At 67.0% G+C, this 20,329-nt stretch carries 17 protein-coding genes; 9 read left to right on the top strand and 8 right to left on the bottom strand.

All coding sequences use genetic code 11. From position 1 onward, the window contains the following. The first annotated feature begins 2 nt into the window (after positions 1–2). Genes L1O03_RS10200 through L1O03_RS10175 form a run of 6 tightly spaced genes read left to right on the top strand, consistent with a single transcriptional unit; the run spans position 3 to position 6,612 of the window. Positions 3–1,925, top strand: a complete 1,923-nt coding sequence (locus L1O03_RS10200; RefSeq protein ID WP_236119667.1) for a YhgE/Pip family protein — start codon at positions 3–5, stop codon at positions 1,923–1,925. Beyond that, on the top strand, positions 1,912–2,613 hold the full coding sequence (locus L1O03_RS10195) for a TetR/AcrR family transcriptional regulator (RefSeq protein ID WP_236119666.1): 702 nt from the start codon (positions 1,912–1,914) through the stop codon (positions 2,611–2,613). The genes L1O03_RS10200 and L1O03_RS10195 overlap by 14 nt, the downstream gene beginning before the upstream one ends. Next, complete coding sequence (locus L1O03_RS10190) at positions 2,555–4,150, top strand: glycerol-3-phosphate dehydrogenase/oxidase (protein ID WP_236119665.1); 1,596 nt, start codon at positions 2,555–2,557, stop codon at positions 4,148–4,150. The genes L1O03_RS10195 and L1O03_RS10190 overlap by 59 nt, the downstream gene beginning before the upstream one ends. A gap of 11 nt (positions 4,151–4,161) precedes the next feature. Continuing rightward, complete coding sequence (locus L1O03_RS10185; RefSeq protein ID WP_236119664.1) at positions 4,162–4,434, top strand: hypothetical protein; 273 nt, start codon at positions 4,162–4,164, stop codon at positions 4,432–4,434. Between the two features lie 21 nt (positions 4,435–4,455). Continuing rightward, positions 4,456–5,583: an alpha/beta hydrolase family protein gene (locus L1O03_RS10180; RefSeq protein WP_236119663.1), complete on the top strand. Its 1,128-nt coding sequence runs from the start codon at positions 4,456–4,458 to the stop codon at positions 5,581–5,583. Positions 5,584–5,631: 48 nt separating this feature from the next. Next, the gene (locus L1O03_RS10175) at positions 5,632–6,612 is read left to right on the top strand and encodes an asparaginase (protein WP_236119662.1); all 981 of its coding nucleotides are present in this window, start codon (positions 5,632–5,634) and stop codon (positions 6,610–6,612) included. A 21-nt stretch (positions 6,613–6,633) separates the two neighbouring features. On the opposite strand, the gene L1O03_RS10170 is transcribed toward L1O03_RS10175, so the two are convergent. After that, complete coding sequence (locus L1O03_RS10170; RefSeq protein WP_236119661.1) at positions 6,634–7,965, bottom strand: glutamate-5-semialdehyde dehydrogenase; 1,332 nt, start codon at positions 7,963–7,965, stop codon at positions 6,634–6,636. A gap of 129 nt (positions 7,966–8,094) precedes the next feature. Between L1O03_RS10170 and L1O03_RS10165 the strand changes: the two genes are divergently transcribed. Together L1O03_RS10165 and metS are read left to right on the top strand one after the other, a co-directional pair. Then, positions 8,095–9,720, top strand: a complete 1,626-nt coding sequence (locus L1O03_RS10165; protein WP_236119660.1) for a sodium-dependent transporter — start codon at positions 8,095–8,097, stop codon at positions 9,718–9,720. After that, positions 9,717–9,884: a methionine/alanine import NSS transporter subunit MetS gene (gene metS / locus L1O03_RS10160; RefSeq protein WP_236119659.1), complete on the top strand. Its 168-nt coding sequence runs from the start codon at positions 9,717–9,719 to the stop codon at positions 9,882–9,884. Before L1O03_RS10165 ends, metS begins: the two co-directional genes overlap by 4 nt. Before the next feature lie 9 nt (positions 9,885–9,893). Here the strand turns inward: metS and L1O03_RS10155 are convergent, their stop codons facing one another. Continuing rightward, positions 9,894–10,829, bottom strand: a complete 936-nt coding sequence (locus tag L1O03_RS10155; RefSeq protein ID WP_236119658.1) for a D-isomer specific 2-hydroxyacid dehydrogenase family protein — start codon at positions 10,827–10,829, stop codon at positions 9,894–9,896. A gap of 229 nt (positions 10,830–11,058) precedes the next feature. On the opposite strand from L1O03_RS10155, the gene L1O03_RS10150 reads away from it, so the two are divergent. Next, positions 11,059–12,081, top strand: a complete 1,023-nt coding sequence (locus L1O03_RS10150) for a PTS sugar transporter subunit IIC (RefSeq protein WP_420830333.1) — start codon at positions 11,059–11,061, stop codon at positions 12,079–12,081. Between the two features lie 52 nt (positions 12,082–12,133). Here the strand turns inward: L1O03_RS10150 and L1O03_RS10145 are convergent, their stop codons facing one another. The 6 genes from L1O03_RS10145 to L1O03_RS10120 all read right to left on the bottom strand — a co-directional run bounded on the left by L1O03_RS10145 (position 12,134) and on the right by L1O03_RS10120 (position 20,293). Continuing rightward, the gene (locus L1O03_RS10145; RefSeq protein ID WP_236119657.1) at positions 12,134–13,495 is read right to left on the bottom strand and encodes an FAD-binding oxidoreductase; all 1,362 of its coding nucleotides are present in this window, start codon (positions 13,493–13,495) and stop codon (positions 12,134–12,136) included. 26 nt (positions 13,496–13,521) lie between these two features. After that, on the bottom strand, positions 13,522–14,625 hold the full coding sequence (gene proB, locus L1O03_RS10140) for a glutamate 5-kinase (RefSeq protein ID WP_268914282.1): 1,104 nt from the start codon (positions 14,623–14,625) through the stop codon (positions 13,522–13,524). A 131-nt stretch (positions 14,626–14,756) separates the two neighbouring features. Next, the gene (gene obgE, locus L1O03_RS10135; protein ID WP_236119656.1) at positions 14,757–16,271 is read right to left on the bottom strand and encodes a GTPase ObgE; all 1,515 of its coding nucleotides are present in this window, start codon (positions 16,269–16,271) and stop codon (positions 14,757–14,759) included. Positions 16,272–16,427: 156 nt separating this feature from the next. Next, positions 16,428–16,694 carry a 50S ribosomal protein L27 gene (rpmA, locus tag L1O03_RS10130; RefSeq protein ID WP_236119655.1) on the bottom strand — a complete coding sequence of 89 codons (267 nt, stop codon included), beginning with the start codon at positions 16,692–16,694 and terminating at the stop codon, positions 16,428–16,430. Between the two features lie 42 nt (positions 16,695–16,736). Then, positions 16,737–17,042 (bottom strand): 50S ribosomal protein L21, encoded by a 306-nt coding sequence (gene rplU / locus L1O03_RS10125; protein WP_187974100.1) that lies wholly within the window; start codon positions 17,040–17,042, stop codon positions 16,737–16,739. 236 nt (positions 17,043–17,278) lie between these two features. Beyond that, on the bottom strand, positions 17,279–20,293 hold the full coding sequence (locus L1O03_RS10120; protein WP_420830332.1) for a translation initiation factor IF-2 N-terminal domain-containing protein: 3,015 nt from the start codon (positions 20,291–20,293) through the stop codon (positions 17,279–17,281). Between the last annotated feature and the right edge of the window lie 36 nt (positions 20,294–20,329).

Genomic DNA, 20,329 nt, shown 5'->3' with positions numbered 1-20,329 from the left:
CCATGACACACGCAGACAATCCGGCGGTCTCGCCACCCCACACGTGGCGGCGTAAGTTGCTCATCCGTGCGGGACTCGTTCTCCTCCTCATCACCCCTCTTCTCATCGCGAACGCCTACATGTGGTCGATGTGGGATCCGTCCCACTACATCCGCGATGTCAAGATGGCGCTGGTGAACGAGGACAAGGGCACCCAGCAGAACGGCCAAGAAGTCAGCTTCGGTAAGGACGTTGTCAAGGGCCTCATCGATACGGAGTACCTCAACCTCGAAGAGGTCGACGCCAACCAGGCGGAAGAAGGTCTTCGCGATGGTACCTACATGGCCACCATCTCCATCCCCGAGGACTTCTCCAAGAAGGTTGCCTCTGTCATCGACCCCAAGCCGCAGCAGGCCAACGTGATCATTGGCTACAACGATCACTACGGCACCAACACCCCCTTCCTGACCTCCGGCCTCATGGCTGGTATTCAGCAGGGTATCCAGAAGGGTATTTCTGAGGGCTACGGCGCTCAGATCCTCGATGGTATGAACCAGCTGGGCGGCGGCCTCAAGGAAGCAGCCGACGGCGCCAAGCAGCTTGACGACGGCATGGCCCAGCTCAAGGACGGCACCGAGCAGGGTATCGACGGCGTTATCCAGCTGAAGGACGGCACGGCGCAGATCCGCGACGGTGCTGCTCAGCTCGATGACGGCATGGCCCAGCTCCAGGACGGCACCGGCCAGCTCGGCGATGGTGCTGCCCAGATCGACGACGGTGTCGGCCAGCTGACCGGCATGCTCATCCCGCTTCTCCGCCAGGCTGGCGGTGTGGCTGACGGCCTCCGTCCGGTCATCAACGCCCTCGAGCAGGCTGGTCTGCACGCCCAGGCGCAGCAGATCCGTGACAACATCTCCATGCTGGACAACAGCAACCCGGAGGCGCTCGCCAACCAGCTGCAGAAGCTGAAGGACGGCACCGCCGAGATGCGCTACAACCTCACCGATCCCTCCGCTCCGTACCTTTCCGGCGTCATTCAGCTGAAGGATGGTACCTCTCAGCTGCGGACCGGCTCGGTCCAGCTCGATGATGGTATGGCCCAGATGAAGGACGGCACCTACCAGCTCGACGACGGTGCTCGCCAGCTCAAGGACGGTACCGCCCAGCTGAACACCGGCCTTTCGGAGGGTGCAAAGCAGGCCCCGGAGATCAAGGACATCAAGACCTCCTCGACGCAGATCGCTGTCCCGGTCTCCTACACGCAGGACTACCGCCACCCGGTTCAGACCCTGCAGGACCTCGCCGACCCGACCTCCAAGAAGCCTGACGCTGGCGTCACGCTCATCATGGTTCTCGTCTTCGGCTTCCTCATGATGGCGGTGATCAGCATGATCGCTCCGCACGTGCTCGGCAAGAAGCGCCGCCTGCACATCGCCGGCCCGATCCTCTCTGGTTTCGCTCTCGTCGGTGCCATCAACCTGGTCGCCCTCCTGGTGCTGACCCTGTTCTCCAAGCTGTGTGGCTTCAACATCCCGCACTTCTCCTACTGGATCTTGCTGATCCTCCTGGCAGCAAATGGAACCGCAACATTCCAGATGTTCAGGGTGGTCTTCGGCAGGCTTGTGGGTGCGATTGTGGCTCTGGGCTACTACGGTTACGGTGTTCTCTGCTTCGGTGGCGTGTGGCCGTATCAGATGACGCCTGGTCCGCTCAAGGTCCTGAACCACATCCACCCCATGTCCTACGCTCTGGATGCCTACTCCGGTTCGGTTGATAAGAACTTCAACAGCTCCTTCGTTGTTGGTGTTCTGGTCCTCATCGTGACCACCATCCTGTTCCTCGGCATCTCCATCGCGGTCCGCTCCATCCAGCTGAAGAAGCTGGCTAAGGTGGAGGCCGGAGAATCGACGGACGTGCCTATGGGAGACATGAATGCCCGAGCGTAATAGCGCCCCTGACCTGGATATCAGCGCCGAAGGATTCGAGACTGGCGCCCTCTATCGAGACGACACGGATCGCATGATCATGAGGTCCTCCCGATACCTGATCATCAATCAGGGGATCCTCGGCACCACGATGGCCGCCATCGCTCGGGCGGCCGGGATATCCAGGCCGACGCTCTACGCTCGCTACCCCAACTTGGACGCCATTGTTCGCCAGGTGCTCAACCTGGAGATCATCGGCTTGCTGGAATGCGCCTTCCCCATCGCGAACGATGTGGACTCCCTCATCGAGTCCGTCATCGCGGTGGCGGAGAAGGCAGTGGACAACGAGCTTCTGACGTCCATCATTCAGCACGACCCCGAAGCGCTTGTCACTTATCAATACAAGCGCCTCGGCCGGTCACAAAAGACCTTGATCCGGTTTACCCGGAACATTATTTCCAAGCTCCAGTCAGCTGAACCCGAGCCCGGGGGACGCTGTATCCGGCGCGATGACCCGGAAGTCCTCGCCGCCTTTGTACTCGCCACGACCCAGGCCGTGGCCCTGCAGTCCAAGGCGCTGGTCTCCGTGCTCTCCGAGCGTGCGGATTGGAAGCAAGAGCTTGGCAAAATCCTGGAAGGATATCTAGTCCATGTCCGTGTCGACACACAATCCGAATGCGGCCCTCAACTGGGAACGCCGGACGAGTGACCTGAAGGATCTCCGAGCAGAGAACGCTGCCCCGATTGACCTCATCGTCATCGGCGGCGGGATCACTGGCGCCGGCATTGCGCTCGACGCCGCGAGCCGTGGTCTCTCGACCGTTCTCGTGGAGAAGCACGACCTCGCGTTTGGTACTTCGCGGTGGTCGTCCAAGCTCGCCCATGGTGGTCTGCGTTACCTCGCGAAATTCGAGATTGGGATCGCTCACCACTCCGCCGTCGAGCGGGGCATCCTCATGGAACGCAACGCTCCGCACCTGGTGCACGCACTTCCCCAGGTCACTGCGCTGGCGTCGGATACGAACCTTATCCAGAAGGCGGCGGTTCGCGCCGGCTACCTGGCCGGTGACGTCCTCCGCATCACCGCGGGCACCAAGGGCCGCACGCTCCCCCACTCCCGCTACGCCTCCGCGAAGCGGACCGTGGAGCTCTGCCCGCAGGTGCTGCGCGACAAGCTGCGCGGATCCTGGGTCAACTACGACGGCCAGATGATTGACGACGCCCGCGTCGTCACCGCGGTCACCCGTACTGCGGCCGAGAAGGGCGCCAAGATCCTCACCTACTGCGAGGCGACGAACGCCACGGGTGACTCCGTCGAGATCCACGATCGTCTCACCGACGAGACCTTCACCCTCCGCGCCGCCGCCGTCATCAGCGCGACGGGTGTGTGGGCGCAGGGCCTCGACAAGAGCATCAAGGTTCGCCCGGCCCGCGGGACCCACCTTGTTCTCGACGCCGAGAAGCTCGGTAACCCGCAGGGTGCTCTCACCGTGCCGCTGGAGGGCTCCATCTCCCGGTACCTATTCATCCTCCCCGAGCAGCACGGGCGCTGCTACCTCGGCCTCACCGACGAGGACGCCCCCGGCGAGATCCCGGACGTCCCGCCGACGCCGGAAGAGGACATCGACTTCCTGCTGCGCGGCATCAATCGCGCCCTCGAGGAGCCGATCCGCCGCGAGGACGTCAAGGCGGCCTTCACCGGCCTGCGCCCGCTCATCGAGCCGGAGGATGACAGCGGCAGCACCGCCGACCTGTCCCGCCGCCACGCGATCCTCGACGCCAAGGATGGCCTCATCTCCATCACGGGTGGCAAGTTCACCGAATACCGTCTCATGGCCGAGGAAGCCGTGGACCACGCCGTGAAGGTTCGTGGCCTCAGCGCTCGTCCGTGCAGGACCCGCAATCTGCCGCTCGTCGGCGCCCCCACGCACCCGATGTATGGACACGTGTCCAGCACCGACCTCTCCGGTATCCCGGAGTGCATCGTGCGCCGCTTCGGCAACGAGGCCCCGAACGTCATCGACTCCTGCACCATTGATCGTCCCTACGATCTCATCCCCGGTGTCCCGGACGTCACCCGCGCGGAGATCGCCTACGCGGTCACCCACGAGGGCGCGATGAACGTCGATGACATCCTTGACCGACGTACCCGCATTGGCCTCGTGCCGGAGGACCGCGAAGCAGCCCTCGCCGAGGTGACCGACATTGTCAACGAGCTGAGCGAAAACCGCCGCCCAATCGCCTAGAAAGGACCATCATGACCTCCCAGAAGGTACGTACCCTCACTGGACGCCTCAGCGTGTGGGCTCAGGTCAACCACCCGGTTGGCACCGCGAACCTCATGCGGAAGCTCACCTCCTCTTCTTCCCACAAGAAGAAGGCCCCGACCGGACCCGAGTCCGGCCCCAAGGTTGCTGGCCTTGCCGCCGCTGACGCCGCGGCCAAGATCCCGCACCCGATCACTCTTGCGGACCGGACCGACGGCATCGCCCTGGCGAACCGCGCCGCCCGCATCCCTGGCACCTTTTAAATCCCCCAAGGAGAAGAACTCATGACTCGACACCGGCGCGTGCTGGGCTGTGTGGCAGCTGCGCTCTCTGCCACCCTCCTCGTCCCGAACGCCGCGTATGCTTCGGACCTGCTGTCTGGCCCCGTGGTTGCTCTCAACAACCACCTGGGCACCATTCCGAACCTTCAGCAGGACATCGTCCCCCAGGGCTCCCCTGGCTCCAGCCAGCTCTCCAGCGAGACTGGCGTGACGGGTCTGCGGCTCACCGCACCCTTCCAGTCCGAGCCCGGCCCCATCCGTCAGCAGTTCGGTGAGCCTGGTCCTCACCCGACCGCCTCGACCCTGCCGACCACCGATTGCGGACCCTTCTACACCTTCTACAACGAAGTGCTCCGCTTCATGCACGGCAACAACATTCCGGCTCCCTGCTACGGCACGATCCCGGAAGGGCCGAACTCCCCGGTGGGCTACCAGTTCATCTACCCGACGGACCTGGGCGCCGATGAGCGCGTGCCGGTCATCGTTCTCTCCCCCGGTATTGGCGTGGAGCCTGGCATGATGCAGCGTCACGCTGAGTTCTATGCCTCCCACGGCTACGTGGTGGCTCTGGGCTACTCCGGGACCAACTGGTTCGGCGCCCAGATGGCTCTGTCGGCCGTTGCCGCGCACCTCGCGGACAACGATGCCAACAGCCCGCTGTACCACCACCTGGACTTCTCGCGTACGGTGCTCGTCGGCCACTCGGCCGGTGGTGGATCCGCTCTGCGTATGGCGGGCCTCATGGATGGCCTGCTGCACCAGGTCGGCCGGGCTGATGCTCGCGTCGTGGGGACCGTGGGCATCAACCCGGGCCCGGCAGACTTCAGCCTGGCGTCCCCGCCCTCGAGCGTCCCGACCCTGGTTCTGCCCGCCGAGCACGAGTCCCTCGTGCCGCACCCGCTGTCGCGCATCGCTTTTGATCGCGCGACCGGCCCGAAGTGGTGGGCCGTCGTCAAGGGTGCCGAGCACGGCGTCTACCTTGACGCCTCCGACAAGTCCGTCTACGACTCGCTCGTGGTCTCCTTCTCTGACTACCTCACCCGCGGCGACCAGAATGCCGCGAAGGTCTACGAAGGCGATGGCTACCTCCTGGCCAACGACCCCGAGCTCATCAACGTGGAGCGCTACTAAGTGTTCCACTGGGAACGGGGAACCGCCCGCACGCATTAGACTGTGGGCATGTGCGACGGTTCCCTTCGTTCCCCCTCCTTCCCCCTGGTGCGCGTCCTCAGCACCGGGGGGACCATTGCGTCTACGCATACGTCCCGCGGTCTCGTCCCCACGTTGAGCGGCGAGGAGCTCCTCGCCCCGCTGCGGGAGGAATTCGCTGACCGCCTCCGCCTCGACGTCCGATCCGTCCGGCACCTCGACTCCTCATCCATGAGCGCCGCGGACCTCGATGACCTCGCCGCCCACGTACGCGAGGCCCTCGCCGATCCCGACATCTCCGGCATCGTCCTCACCCACGGCACGGACTCCATGGAGGAAACCGCCATGGCCCTCCACCTGCTCTGTCCCCCGCGCATGCCCATCATTCTCACCGGCGCCATGCTCCCGGCTGATTCCCCCGCCGCCGACGGCCCCCAGAACCTTCGCCTCGCGCTGCGCTGCGCCTCCAGCCCCGACTACCGGGGCGTTCGCGTCGCCTTCGCCGGACACTGCCTGCCCGCCTGGGGCCTCCTCAAGACGGACACCCACGCCGCCGAGAGCTTCGCCTCCCCCCTCCCCCGCACCGGGCGTCCCCCGCGAAGCCTCGCCCCCGATGTGGCCGCGCCCCTCCCGTCGCTCGCGGGCATCGAGGTCCCCATCATCACCGCCTACCCCGGCGCGCCGCGCTCCCTCATCGAGAGTGTTCTCGACGCCGGGGCCCGGGGCCTCGTCATCGAGGCGATGGGCGCAGGCAACGTCGGCCCGGAGCTCGGCGAGGGCATTGCCGCCGCCCGGGAGAGGGGCGTGCCCGTGGTCTTGAGCAGCCGGGTGCCCTTTGGGGAGATCGCCACCACCTATGGGGGTGCGGGCGGAGGCGCCGAGCTTGCCGAGCTCGGTGTCCTGGGCTCTGGCGTGCTGCGCGCCCCGCAGGCGCGCATCCTGCTCATCGTGGCGCTGGCGCTCGGGCGGGAGCCGGCGGAGCTCCTCGCCCTCGGGGAGCCGGGCGCCTAGCGAGCCCCGGTCCGCGGTGCTCTAGGGCCGGATCTGGCCTTCGCCTTCAAGGATCCACTTGGTGCTCGTGAGCTCCGGCAGGGCCATGGGCCCGCGGGCGTGGAGCTTCTGGGTGGAGATGCCGATCTCTGCGCCCATGCCGTAGGCCTCCCCGTCGGTGAAGGCCGTGGAGGCGTTAATCATGACGGCGGCGGCGTCGACCGCGGAGGCGAAGCGCTGCGCCACGCGGGTGTCCGTCGTGGAGATGCCCTCGGTATGCCCCGTCGAGTAGCGGGCGATGTGCTCGAGGGCGCCCTCCACGCCGTCGACCATGGCCCACGCGATGTCGTTGGAGAGGTACTCGCCGGCCCAGTCCTCCTCGGTGGCGGGGATGATGCCCTCGAGCCCGAGGCGCTCCGCCTCCGCCGGCTCGCCGTGCACGCTGACCCCGGCCTCCTGGAGGCTGCGGATGATGTGCGCCTGCTGCTCCTCGGAGAGGGCGCGATCGACCAGCACCGTCTCCGTCGCGTTGCACACACTCGGCCGGCGCGTCTTACCGTTGATGACCAGCGTAATGGCCTGATCCACCTCCGCGGCGCCATCGATGTAGAAGTGGCAGTTGCCGGCACCCGTCTCGATGGTCGGCACGGTCGCACCCGTCACCACCGCCTGGATGAGACGCGCCGAGCCGCGCGGAATCACGAGGTCCACCAGGCCCCTCGCCGTGATGAGGTCCGTAACGGAATCGTGGGAATCGCACGGCAGCAGCTGCACGGTCTCCCGGGGCAGCCCGTGCTTCTCGACGACGTCCTGCAGCGCACTCACCAGCGCCTCGTTGGAGTGCCGGGCGGAGCGGGACCCCCGCAGCAGAGGCACGTTGCCGGACTTGATGGCCAGGCCGAAGGCGTCCACGGTGACGTTGGGGCGGGCCTCGTAGACCATCCCCATGACCCCGAGCGGCACCCGCACCTTCCGCATGCGGATTCCGTTGGGCATGACGGAGCCACCAACAATCTCACCGATGGGGTCCTTGAGCCCCGCAACCTGGCGGAGGCCGTCGGCAATCCCGGCGACACGCTCCTCATCGAGGCTCAGGCGGTCCAGCAGGGCGTCGGTGAGCCCAGCCTCCTTCCCGGCGGCGAGGTCCCGGGCATTCGCCTCGAGGATCCCCGCCCGGGCCGGGCCCTCGAGGGCCTCGGCGGCGTCGAGGAGAAGGGCGTTCTTCTCCGCCGACCGCAGCGCTGCAATGAGAGGCGCGACCTTCTTCGCGAGGCCCGCCTTCTCGAGCACCTCGGCGCGCTCGGCGGCGCGCTCTTCGCTCAGGGCGCCCGTCGTCGTTGTGGATGCATCAGCAGTCACCTGTGAGTTAGACATAGCCCGCAGTGTAATAGGGGCGAACCGGGGGTTACACCCGGACGGGCGTGCTCCTTCCCCATTTTCTCAGCAAGTGCTAATTTATTTTCTACCATTTGACAGGCATTCTCAGAGTGAAGGGTGACCCCCATGTCTGACACCAACCAACAGCCCGGCCGGGAGGTGTTTTCCAGCCGAGCCGCGTTCCTCTTCGCGGCCATCGGATCGGCGGTGGGGCTGGGCAACATCTGGCGCTTCCCCTACGTCGCTTATGACTCCGGCGGAGGCGCCTTTCTCGTACCCTACATCGTGGCACTGCTCACAGCGGGCATTCCGCTTCTCTTCTTCGACTACGCGATCGGCCACCGCTTCCGCGGCTCGGCGCCCAAGTCCTTCCACCGCTTGCGCTCCTGGGCGGAGCCGGTGGGCTGGATCCAGACGGGCGTCGCCTTCTTCATCACCATCTACTACTCCGTCATCGTGGGGTGGGCGCTGCTCTATGCGTTCAAGTCTCTCTCCCAGCCGTGGGGGGACGACGCCGACAGCTACTTCTTCAACGACTTCCTCCGGATGGATGCCTCGCACCTCATGACCCTGGACTTCGTGTGGCCGATCACGATCGCACTGCTCGTGGTGTGGGTGCTCGTCATCGGCATCCTCGTGGCGGGCGTGGACCGGGGTATCGGTATCGTCTCGAAGATCTTCATCCCGCTGCTGGCGGTGCTCTTTATCATCGTCGTCATCTTCTCTCTCACCCTCGACGGGGCGGCCGAGGGCCTCAACGCCCTCTTCACCCCGGACTGGTCGGCGCTGAAGAACCCGACGGTGTGGCTCTCCGCCTATGGGCAGATCTTCTTCTCCCTGTCCGTGGCCTTCGGCATCATGCTCACCTACTCCTCCTACCTCAAGCCGCGCTCCAACCTCACCGGCACGGGCCTTGTGACGGCCTTCGCGAATTCCTCCTTCGAGGTGCTCGCCGGCGTGGGCGTCTTCTCCACGCTGGGCTTTATGGCCATGCAGTCGGGGGTGCCCATCAAGGAGGTCGCGACCTCCGGGATCGGCCTGGCCTTCGTCGCCTTCCCCACCGTCATCTCCCAGATGGGCGGCTTCCTCGGCGGCGCCTTCGGCTTCCTCTTCCTCCTCTCCCTCTTCATCGCGGGCATTACCTCGCTCATGTCGCTGCTCGAGGTGGTTGTGGGCGCCGCGCAGGATAAGTTCAACCTCTCCCGCTCGAACGCGGTGCTGGGGATCGGCGGCGTCATGGCCGTCATCGCCCTCATTCTGTTCCCGACGACGAGCGGCCTGGTGAGCCTCGACATCATGGATAAGTTCACCAACTCGGTGGGTATCGTGGCGGTGGCCATCATCGCGATCGTCGTGGTCGACTGGCTCCTCCACCGCACCGAGGAGCTGGCCCTTCACCTCAACGCGGTATCTTCCTTCCGCGTGGGCAACATCTGGCGGATCTGCGTCGCCAACCTCACCCCCGTCGTCCTCTTCGTCATGCTCTTCCAGGAGATCATCACGCTCGTCGACACCCCCTATGGCGGCTACACCGCCGGGCAGGTGGTGCTCTTCGGCTGGGCCGTGCTGGCGGTCATCTTCATCGGCTCCATGATCATGACGATCATCCCCTGGCGCGGCGAGCAATTCCTCGCCGGTCCGCCCGGCTCGGACTTCGGCGTGCGCACCGCGCGCAAACTCGAGGCCCGGCCCCCCAAGCAGGCCATTGAGCTCGACGACACCGCCGCGACCACCAAGGAGGAGAAGAAATGACCGGCATCGCCATCGTCATGATGACCCTATTCTGCCTCGTCATCTGGGGTGGGCTGGCACTAGCCGTCGTCCACATGCTGCGCCACCCGGACGAGACTTCCGGCCACCTCGGGGATGACCCGAACCTCAGCAGCGAGGTGCTCCAGGAGATGGAGCGGGCCTAAGGGCGGGGCCTAGTAGCCCCGGGCCACGTCCACCTCGGTGGGCATGGTCTCCCCGCGCTCGAAGGCCGCGGCGTTCTTCACGGCGAGCCCGCCCATGAGGACGGTCATCCGCTCCCGGGTGTTCGCGGTATGCGGGGTGATGAGCACCTGCTCCATCTCCCACAGGGGGTGCCCGTCCGGCAGCGGCTCGGGGTCCGTCACATCGAGCGCGGCCCCCGCGATCTCCCCCGCCCGCAGCGCATCCACGAGGTCATCCGTCACGACGAGGCCACCGCGCCCCACGTTGACGAGGATGGCCTCCTTCTTCATCTTCCGGAGGGTCTCCGCGTTCACCATGCCGCGGGTGCTCTCGGTCAGCGGCGCAAGAAGCACGACGATATCCGCCCGGGCCCACACGCCCTCCTCCGTCGCGCGGTCGATGCGCACGCTCTCATCCGCCGAGTCCACCTCACGGCCCGAGGAGGTCACCGCGATGATCCGCGGCCCGAAGGGCCGGAGCAGACGGATGAGTTCCTCGCCGATCCCGCCCGCGCCGATGATCGCCACCGTCTTGTTGTCATAGAGCCAGGTGGTCTCCGCGTCCATGCGCTCGTTCACCGACCAGGACGCGGCCCGCGTGACCACCTTGTGCATGTGGTAGAGGCCCAGGATGAGCCCCACCGTGGACTCCGCGACCGTCGGCGCGAAAAGCCCCTTGGCATTCGCCCAGCGGACGGAGTCGGTGAGCTTGCCGGCGTCGAGGAGGCCGTCGAGACCCGCGAAGCAGGTCTGGACATAGCGCAGGGAGGCGGGGAACTCCGGGCACTGCTCGCCGCTGCCGTTGAAGACGAGGAAATCGATGCCCTCGGGGAGGTGATCCTCGGGGGACTCGATGTACTCGTGGCCGGCGTCGACCAGCTCGCGGACCGTGCTCTCCCACGCGCGGGGGTACATGGAAAACTTCATCTCGCTGCCTTTCCTCCTGTCCAGGGTGTGGGCCGCGCGGCACCGCGCCGGGCCCCCTTGCATCCTAGGGCACGAGGCCTCCCCGCCTCCGGGCGCGTCTACCCCCGGCGGTAGGCTAAACACCAGAAACATTAATTTTTCTCACGTTAGCTAAGAAATAGAAAAGAGACGTCTCGTGACCTCCACTGCGAGCCCCGAGGCCGAGCGCATGAGCGCCGGCCAGTTCACGATGAAAGTCCTCAACGGCATTTCGCTGGCCGTCGTCGTGACTCTTGTTCCCCAGGCGCTGCTCGGGGAGCTCCTCAAGGCCCTCCTGCCCATCTTCCCCGCAGGTCAGCCCATCATTTCCCTCGTCAATCTGGCCTCCACGCTGCTGCCGGTGATGATCGGCATCCTCGTGGCCGTGCAATTCCGCCTCACCCCCATCCAGACGGCCGTGGTGGGAATCTGCGCGCTCCTCGGCTCGGGCGTGGCCTCCCCGGCCGAGGGCGGAGCCTTCACCTTCAAGGGCACGGGCCTCGTCATCAACAGTGGCCTCACGGCGGCGCTCGCAGTGGGGATGGTGCTGCTCATCGGCGAGAGGCTGGGGAATTATACGATCCTCCTGCTCTCGACGCTCACCGTGCTCATCGTGGGCAGCATCGGCGCCTTCGTCACCTACCCCGTGGTGAAGATCTTCACCCTGTGGCTCGGGCAGCTCATCAATGGGACGACGACGCTCCAGCCTATCCTCATGGGCCTCATCCTCTCCACCCTCTTTGCCGCGCTCATCGTCTCCCCCATCTCCACCGTGGGCATCGCGACGGCGATCTTCATGGACGGGATCGCGGCGGGAACGGGCAACCTCGGCTGCGTCGCCGCGGGCATGGGCCTCATGGTGGCCGGGTGGAAGGCCAACGGCTTCGCGAACAGCATCATTCACATCGTGGGCAGCCCCAAGGTGCAGATGGCGAACATGTTCGCCCACCCGAAGGCGATGGCCCCGCTGCTCACCAACGCGGCGCTACTCGGCGCCATCGGCGGCGCCTTCGGGGTGAAGGGGACGCCCGTGTCCACCGGATTCGGGATCACGGGCCTGGCTGGCCCCCTCGCCGCGCTCAACGACCCGGAGTGGGGCTGGACCCTCTCCAACGTCGGCATCGTGGCCCTCTGCTGGGTGGTCCTGCCGCTACTCTTCGCGTTCGTGTTCAGCGCCCTGTTCGAGCGCATCGGCTGGGTCCGCCCCGAGCACTACGCCCTGCGCTTCACCTAGGGGTCGGCGCCCGGGGGCGGCACCGGCGCCAGCACAGCGCCGGCGCCCCGCGCTAGATCGCGCGGCCGGGGCTCAAAATCCCCTTCGGGTCGAGGGCCTTCTTCACCGCGTGCTGCGCGGCCATGGTGGCCTCGTCGAACTGCATGGGCAGCTCGTGGTGCTTGTAGATCCCGATCCCATGCTCGCCCGAGATCACGCCCTCCAGCTCGATGGCGGCCGCCGTGATGCGGTCGGTCACGTGCTGGGCGGTCTCCCAATCGCCGTCGACGACCTCGATCATGGGGTGGAGGTTGCCGTCACCGACGTGCGCGACGATGCGCACCTGGTGCTTCTCCTCCGCCGCGATCTGCTCGATGCGGCTGATGAGCTCCGGCAGGCGCGGCACGGGCACGCCAGTGTCCCCCTGGACCCACACGGCGCGCTTCTGCAGCGCCGGCAGGGAGAGCTTGCGGGCGGCCATGAGCCCGTCGCCGGGCTGGCGGCGCACCTCCTGCGCGCCCTCCTGCTCTGCGCACTCGCAGGCGATGTCGATGCTCCGGTGGGCGTTCTCCCCCACCGCCATGCCGATGATGAGCGCCGCCTGCGGCAGCGGGAAGCCTGCCTGGTTGTCTTCCTCCACCCAGCGGACCACGGTGGCGTCGAGGAGCTCCAGCACCTCGAGGTCCGCACTGGAACGCACCATCTTCACGACGGCGCGGCCGGCGTCCTCGATGTCATCGAAGCTCGCGAGGAAGGTCTCCGGCTCCCCCTGCGGGACGGGGGTCAGCCACACGGTGGCCTCGGTGATGACGCCCAGGGTTCCCTCCGAGCCGACGAACAGCTGCGTGAGGTTGAGGCCCGTGGCGTTCTTGATCGTGCGCCCGCCGGTGCGGATCACGGAGCCATCGGCCAGCACCACGGTGAGCGCGGCGACGTGATCGGCCGTCGTGCCATAGGCGATGCAGCGCAGCCCGCCGGCGTTCGTGGCGATGGTTCCGCCGACGGTGGCCCGGGAGGAACTGGCCGGGTCCGGGGCATAGAAGAGCCCGTGGGTGCGGGCCTCGGCGTCGAGGTCCTCCACGATCACCCCGGCCTCCACGACGGCGAGGCGGGCGTCGGCATCAATCCCGAGGATGCGGTTCATCTTGTGCATCGCGATGACGAGGCCGCCCTCATAGGGCAGCGCGCCGCCGGCCAGCCCCGTGCCTGCCGACCAGATGCTCACGGGCATCTCGTGCTCGTGGGCGAAGGCGAGGATCGTCGAGACGTGCTCCGTCGAGCGCGGCACGATGACCGCGGCAGGCATCTCCGTCTCGACGGAATCCGGCACCTGGGCGGAGTCCCGGAGGAAGGGGGCCATGGCCTCCGGCTCGGTGAGGACGTCAACCTCGGCGGGGAGGTTCTGGCGGAGAGAAGAAATATCGGCGCTAGACATGGGAGTCATGATAGCCGGCGGGGGTATTAGAGCCTGCTGGCGTAGTGCGAGAGGTAATCCGCGTGGACGACGGAACGCTGCCGGCCCTCCGGCAGATCCTCCGTCCGCTTACCAATGAGTTCGCGCAGCTCAGCGGCATCAAAGCGCACCTCGCCGCGGCCGACGCTCTGCCCCTCCGGGCCAGTGATGTCGACGATATCGCCCACCCGGAACTCCCCCTCCACGGAGGTGATGCCCACCGCGAGCAGCGAGTGCCCGCCGGAGGTCACGGCGTCCATCGCACCCTGGTCGATGCGCAGCACACCGGAGGAGTCCGCCGCGTGGAGGGCCCAGAACTTCCACGCGGAGATCCGGTCCCCGCGCGGGTGGAAGACGGTGCCCACCGAGGCATCGTCAAGGGCCGGACCCACGTTCTCCGCCGCAGCGAGCAGCACGGGCACGCCACCACGCGCCGCCAGCCGCGCCGAGGCCACCTTGGAGGCCATGCCTCCTGTTCCCACCTTGCCGCCGTCGCCGGCGATCACGCCCTTGAGATCGTGTCCGGTGCGGACCTCGGGGATGAAGCGGGCCTCGGGGTCCGCCGGGTTGCGATCATAGAGCCCATCCACGTCCGAGAGGAGCACGAGCGCATCCGCCCGCACGAGGTGCGCGACGAGCGCCGCCAGGCGGTCATTGTCCCCGAAGTGGAACTCCGAGGTAGAGACGGTGTCATTCTCATTCACGATGGGCACCACCCGCATCTTCTGCAGGCGTCCCAGGGTGCGCTGGGCGTTGCGCGCCCGCGAGCGGATGCCCGCGTCCGAGGCGGTGAGCAGCACCTGCCCGATGGTGCGGTGATAGCGAGCGAAGGAGGCCGCCCAGTGGTGGGCCAGGTGCACCTGGCCGACGGCCGCCGCCGCCTGCTTGGTGGCCAGGTCCTGGGGGCGGGACTGCAGTCCCAGCGGCGCCATGCCTGCGGCCACCGCGCCGGAGGAGACGATGATGATGTCCGTCCCCCGCGCCATGCGAGCCTGGAAGGCGTCGACAAAGCGGTCAATCCGTCGGGGGTCCGCCCGGTGGTTCTCATCCGTCAGCGAGGAGGAACCGATCTTCACCACAATGCGCTTTGCTGAAGCCAGCTGCTCTCTCAACCCCGGGAGGCTGCCGTCGGCGGCCTCCACCGAGGGGGTGGGCACTCCGGCGCTGGGAAACTCGGGGGTTTCCGCCTCGGCGGCGCCATAGGGGTGCTGAGGGAGAAAGTCTGGATTGTTCACAAAGAATCTTATCCTTCCCAACGATCGCGGCGGGCTTCTTCCCCGTCGCCAAAGTCGTATTCGTCGATGAGTCCTCGACGCGCCTGCGAGGCGCGCTTGCGCTCTGCGGCGCTGCGGCGGCCTGTGCGTTCCAGGCGGGCATCGGTTCCTCGGCCGGAGAGGGGCACCTCTCCCCCGGCGGCGGTCATGGGCTCCCACTCGAAGGTGATGTCCCCGATGCTCACGGTGCAGCCCTCCTGCGCGCCGGCGGCGAACAGGGCGTCTTCCACGCCCAGCTTGTTCAGCCGGTCCCCGAGGTAGCCCACAGCCTCGTCGTTCTCGAAGTCCGTCTGGAGGATCCAGCGCTCCGGCTTCCTCCCCGTGACGATGAACCCATCCGGAATCTCCGGGTCCGGGTGCACCTCGAAATCGTGGCCTTCGCCGCGGGCGTCCACGGCACGGGGCCGAATAATAGTATGCCCGGCATCAGATTTCACGACGGGCCTCTCCTTGCGGGCCTTCTGCACGATCTCGAGCAGCTTATACACGAGGGGGTCCAGGCCCCGCCGGGCTACCGCGGAGATGATGAACACGGGCCAGCCGTACTTCTCCTCCAGGTCCTCCTTGACGAACTCCGCGAGCTCCTCCGCGTCCGGGACGTCCGCCTTGTTGAGCACGATGACCCTCGGGCGTTCCCGCAGGTCACCGAGGCCTGTGTCCTCGTCGAGCGCGGACTGGTAGGCGGCGAGCTCCGTCTCCAGGGCGTCGATGTCGCTCATGGGGTCGCGGCCGGACTCGAGGGTCGCGCAGTCGACGACGTGGACGAGCACCGCGGTGCGCTCGATGTGGCGGAGGAAGTCGAGCCCCAGGCCCTTGCCCTCGCTGGCCCCGGGGATGAGGCCGGGCACGTCGGCGATGGTGAAGCTCTCATGACCCACATTGACGACGCCCAGGTTCGGCTGCAGCGTGGTGAAGGGATAATCCCCGATCTTGGGGCGCGCGGCGGAGAGCACCGAGATGAGGGAGGACTTCCCCGCCGAGGGGAAGCCGAGCAGGCCGACGTCAGCCATGGACTTCAGTTCGAGGACGAGGTCCTTCTGCTCCCCCGGCTCGCCCTTGAGCGCAAAGCCCGGGGCCTTACGGTGCTTCGAGGCGAGCGCCGCGTTCCCCAGCCCGCCGAAGCCACCGTTCGCCGCGATGAATCGGGTGCCGGGCACGGTGAGGTCGGCGAGCGTTTCGCCCTGCTCGGTGAGCACGACAGTGCCCACCGGGACGGGGAGGATGAGGTCCTCGCCGCGCTTGCCATTGCGGTGATCGCCTGCGCCGTTGCCGCCACGCTCGGCCTTGATGTGCGGGCGGAAGTGGAAGTCCAGCAGGGTGTGGATCTGGGTGGACACCTCGAGGATGATGTCGCCGCCGTGGCCGCCGTTGCCGCCGTCGGGGCCGCCCAGGGGCTTGAACTTTTCGCGGTGGACGGAGGCGCAGCCATGGCCGCCGTCGCCAGCGGTGAGATGCAGAACCACGCGGTCGATGAAACGGGCCATGGTCGAAGAACCACTCTCCTTGGATTTGAGGTTGGGTGTGGGGCGAGAGAGACCGAGAAAGGCCGAGAGAGGAAACGAGATAAGAAAAGAGCACATCCCCTCGTCACGCTGTCAACGTAGCAAGGAGCTGTGCTCTGTCGAGAATGCTGCGGAGTCTTAGGCCTCGACGGGCTCGTTCTCCACGATGTTCACCATGCGGCGGTTGCGCTTGATGGAGAACTTCACTGCGCCCGGCTTGAGGGCGAACAGCGTGTCGTCCCCACCACGGCCAACGTTCTCACCGGGGTGGAACTTGGTGCCACGCTGGCGGACCAGGATCTCCCCGGCCTTCACCTGCTGACCACCGAAGCGCTTGACTCCCAGGCGCTTCGCCTCGGAATCGCGACCATTGCTGGAGCTGGATGCACCCTTTTTGTGTGCCATGTCTGTTGTCCCTCCCTTAAAGGAAACTCGGGGCTGAAAGCCTTACTTGATACCGGTGATCTTCACGACGGTCAGCGGCTGACGGTGACCCCAGCGACGCTTGTAACCGGTCTTGTTCTTGTAGTGCATACCACGGATCTTCGGCCCTTTGACGTGCTCGACGATCTCAGCGTCAACGCTGACGCCAGAAAGCTGATCCGCGGTGGACTTAACATCGGCGCCATCGACGAGCAGAACCGGGGTGAGAGCCACGGACGAACCCGGCTCACCCTCGATCTTCTCGACCTTGACGAGGTCACCTTCGGCAACCTTGTACTGCTTTCCGCCGGTCTTGACGATCGCGTACATAGGAGGGTTACCCCTTATCTAAACTCGACTCAGGCGGCCGGCACCCCAGCTGCCTGAAAGGACAGGTACTGATTTCATTCAGCCCTGGCACCACACCCACCACGGGTAGACCAAGGCTGCGACTGTCAAAGCCTACACCCCTGGGAGCAGGAATATCAACTCGGCAGTTCGCCGGGGGTAAGCACCCCTGCCATGCGGCAGGGCGGGCCCGCGAGCAGCGCCGGCCCGCCTCACCGTCAGCGGCGCCGGCTCATGCGTCGGACCGCGCGACGGCGGCCACGTCCCGAGCCGTGCTCGGAGCGACGGGGCGCCTGGCTTTCCGTCGCCTTCTCCTGCTTCGCCTCCGTAGCCTTCCCGCCGGCCCGACGCCCGGCACGCTTCTCCGCACGCTCCTGCCGCGCGGCCACGCGGGCCCGTCGGACGGCGCGGCGGCGGCCACGCCGGGACTGCTGCACGGTGACTTCGGTCTCGTACTCGGCGACAGCCTCCGGAGCCTCGGATGCCTCCGGCGCATCCTGGGCCTGCGCATCCTCGCGCTCCTTGGGCCGGTGCTCCTCGCGGGCCTGCCGCCCCGAGCCACGCTTCCGCTGCGCGCGGCGCGGGCGCTGCCGGTGCTCATCGTGCTCCTCGCGCACCTCGGCCTCCCGGTTGTCGGGCGTGGGCTCCTCGGCGGGCGCCGGCTCGAAGTCCTCGGGCGTGGGCCGGTGATCCGAGCGTGAGTTCCCGCGGGTCTTCCGCTTGCGCCGTGGCGAGGCCTCGAAGGCAGCCAGGGCCTCCTCGTAGCTCTGCGCCGGGGCAGCGTTCTGGGCAGCGTTCTGGGCGTCTTCCTCCGCGGCCGTATCCTCCGCGGAGTCCTGCTCCTTCGGCTCCTCCTGGGCGCGGCCCCGACCACGGCTGCGGCCTCGTCCGCCCCGGCGGGAGGAACGACGGCGACGGCGCGGGCCGTACTCCTCCGCGTCCTCGATGTCCTCCTTGACGACGGCAGCCGCCAGGTCCTCGATGCTCGTGGCCTCGGACTCTGCGGCGGATTCCGGGGACTCGACGTCGAGCCCCTCGGGGGACGCGGAGTCCTCGGTTTCGGCATCGCGCTGGCGGTGCATGGCGGCGACCGTCGGGTGCTGGGACGGATCCTTGCGGCCGCGGCGCGACTTCGAGGCGGCCTTCTCCGCCTTCTCCTCGGCGTGATCGACGGGATCCTGGTGGACGAGGATGCCGCGGCCCTCGCAGCATTCGCACTGCGTGGTGAAGGTTTCCAGGAGGCCGGTGCCGACCCGCTTGCGGGTGAGCTGCACGAGGCCCAGGGAGGTGACCTCGCTGACCTGGTGGCGGCTGCGGTCGAGGGCGAGGGCCTCGGTGAGCTTGCGGAGCACGAGGTCGCGGTTCTCGGGCAGCACCATGTCGATGAAGTCGATGACGATCATGCCGCCGATGTCGCGAAGGCGCAGCTGGCGAACGATCTCCTCGGCGGCCTCGATGTTGTTCCGGGTGACGGACTCCTCGAGGTTCCCGCCGCTGCCGGTGTAGCGGCCCGTGTTGACGTCGATGACGGTCATCGCTTCGGTGCGGTCGATGACGAGGCTGCCGCCCGAGGGCAGCGGCACGGTGCGGGCGAGGCCCTGCTCGATCTGCTCATCGATGGCGTGGTGCGCGAAGGCATCCTTGCCGTCGTGTTCGGAGGAGCGGAAGTGGACGAGCCGATCCGCGAGGTCCGGCGCCACCGAGGTGACATAGGCGTGGACGCGGTTCCAGGAGCGATCGCCGTCGATAATGAGGGTGCTGAAGTCCTCGTTGAAGAGGTCGCGGACGACCTTGATGAGGACGTCCGGCTCCTCGTACATCGTGACGGGCTTGGCGCCCTTGGAGTTCTTCTCCTTCTGGGTGCGCTTCTCGATCTGCTCCCAGCGCTCGTGGAGGCGGTGGACGTCGGCGGCGATGGCCTCCTCGTCCACGCCCTCCGCGGCCGTGCGGATGATGGCCCCGCCGTCCTCGGGGACGACGCGCTGGAGGATGTCCTTCAGGCGGCGGCGCTCCGTGGTCGGCAGCTTGCGGGAGATGCCGGCGTTTCGGCCCTTGGGGACGTACACGAGGTAGCGGCCCGCGAGGGAGATGTGCGTGCTCAGCCGCGCGCCCTTCTGCCCGATGGGATCCTTGGTCACCTGGACAAGGACCTGGTCGCCATTGTGCAGAGCCTGCTCGATGCGGCGCTGACGCCCGCCGAGGCCGGCCCCACGCCAGTCCACCTCACCCGCGTAGAGCACACCATTGCGGCCCACTCCGATGTCGATGAACGCGGCCTCCATGCTCGGCAGCACGTTCTGCACGCGGCCGAGGTAGATGTTCCCAATCATCGAGGCCTGCTCCTCGGAGGTCACGAAGTGCTCGACGAGCTTCCCGTCCTCCAGCACAGCGATCTGCGTGACGCGGCCCGGGTGGCCGTCGTGACGCTGCCGCTCGCGGACGATCATGGTGCGCTCGACGGCCTCGCGACGCTCGAGGAATTCCTTCTGGCTGAGCAGGTGGCGGCGGCCCGCGTCGCGCATCTCCGAGCGGCGGCGGCGCTGGGCTTCGAGGCGGGTGGAGCCGCGCAGCGCGACGGGCTCGTCGACGTGCTCGACCTCCTCCTTCTTCTCCCGCTTCTCGTGCTTGTCATTCTTGTCGCCCTTATCGCTCTTCTGCTGGCGCTCCTTGCGCGCATCCTTCCCGGTGGAGCGGTTCTTCGAGGTGCTCCGGCGGGTCCGACGACGACGCGGCCGCGAGGATCCCTCCGCGGACTCCGCATCCTCGTTCTCCTCGAAGCCGGACTCCTCCCCCTCGGCGCTGGTGTCCTCGGGCTCGACGGGGCTCGGCGCCATGAACACCGGGTAGGAGGCCGCTTCCTCCTGGTGCTGCGGCGGGGTGGGCGGCGGGACGAGATCCGATTCGGCGAGCTCCCGCTCCACCTTCTCCTCGATCTGGTGGATCTCGTTGGCCACGTTCTTCTCGACGCGGTGGCGGATCTTCTCCAGCGGTTCTTCCTCGGGGGTCTTCTCCTCCTCGGGGACGTCGGCCTGCTGGGCCAGGTGATCGAGGACGCGGCCGGCCTCCTCGACGGACAGCGTGGACATGGCCACCTTGACGAGCCCCACGGTCTCCAGGGCGAGGACCATGTCCTTCGAGGTCATCTTGAGCCGCTTCGCCAGAGCGTGGACGCGGATCTTCTCCGGCAGCTCCGAACGATCAAACTCGGCGGCGAGCTTCACGTTCTCCGGCACCTCCGCGTTGTTCGTGGCCTCCGCGTTCTCCGGCGC

The organism is Corynebacterium uropygiale (assembly GCF_021568315.1).
Taxonomy (GTDB): domain Bacteria; phylum Actinomycetota; class Actinomycetes; order Mycobacteriales; family Mycobacteriaceae; genus Corynebacterium; species Corynebacterium uropygiale.
This window is presented reverse-complemented; position numbering and strand designations above follow the sequence as displayed.

Bases quoted from the DNA above. Each gene is read 5' to 3' on its own strand.
- L1O03_RS10200 (WP_236119667.1), top strand. From the start codon at position 3: ATGACACACGCAGACAATCCGGCGGTCTCGCCACCCCACACGTGGCGG.
- L1O03_RS10195 (WP_236119666.1), top strand. From the start codon at position 1,912: ATGCCCGAGCGTAATAGCGCCCCTGACCTGGATATCAGCGCCGAAGGA.
- L1O03_RS10190 (WP_236119665.1), top strand. From the start codon at position 2,555: ATGTCCGTGTCGACACACAATCCGAATGCGGCCCTCAACTGGGAACGC.
- L1O03_RS10185 (WP_236119664.1), top strand. From the start codon at position 4,162: ATGACCTCCCAGAAGGTACGTACCCTCACTGGACGCCTCAGCGTGTGG.
- L1O03_RS10180 (WP_236119663.1), top strand. From the start codon at position 4,456: ATGACTCGACACCGGCGCGTGCTGGGCTGTGTGGCAGCTGCGCTCTCT.
- L1O03_RS10175 (WP_236119662.1), top strand. From the start codon at position 5,632: ATGTGCGACGGTTCCCTTCGTTCCCCCTCCTTCCCCCTGGTGCGCGTC.
- L1O03_RS10170 (WP_236119661.1), bottom strand. From the start codon at position 7,965: ATGTCTAACTCACAGGTGACTGCTGATGCATCCACAACGACGACGGGC.
- L1O03_RS10165 (WP_236119660.1), top strand. From the start codon at position 8,095: ATGTCTGACACCAACCAACAGCCCGGCCGGGAGGTGTTTTCCAGCCGA.
- metS (WP_236119659.1), top strand. From the start codon at position 9,717: ATGACCGGCATCGCCATCGTCATGATGACCCTATTCTGCCTCGTCATC.
- L1O03_RS10155 (WP_236119658.1), bottom strand. From the start codon at position 10,829: ATGAAGTTTTCCATGTACCCCCGCGCGTGGGAGAGCACGGTCCGCGAG.
- L1O03_RS10150 (WP_420830333.1), top strand. From the start codon at position 11,059: ATGAAAGTCCTCAACGGCATTTCGCTGGCCGTCGTCGTGACTCTTGTT.
- L1O03_RS10145 (WP_236119657.1), bottom strand. From the start codon at position 13,495: ATGTCTAGCGCCGATATTTCTTCTCTCCGCCAGAACCTCCCCGCCGAG.
- obgE (WP_236119656.1), bottom strand. From the start codon at position 16,271: ATGGCCCGTTTCATCGACCGCGTGGTTCTGCATCTCACCGCTGGCGAC.
- rpmA (WP_236119655.1), bottom strand. From the start codon at position 16,694: ATGGCACACAAAAAGGGTGCATCCAGCTCCAGCAATGGTCGCGATTCC.
- rplU (WP_187974100.1), bottom strand. From the start codon at position 17,042: ATGTACGCGATCGTCAAGACCGGCGGAAAGCAGTACAAGGTTGCCGAA.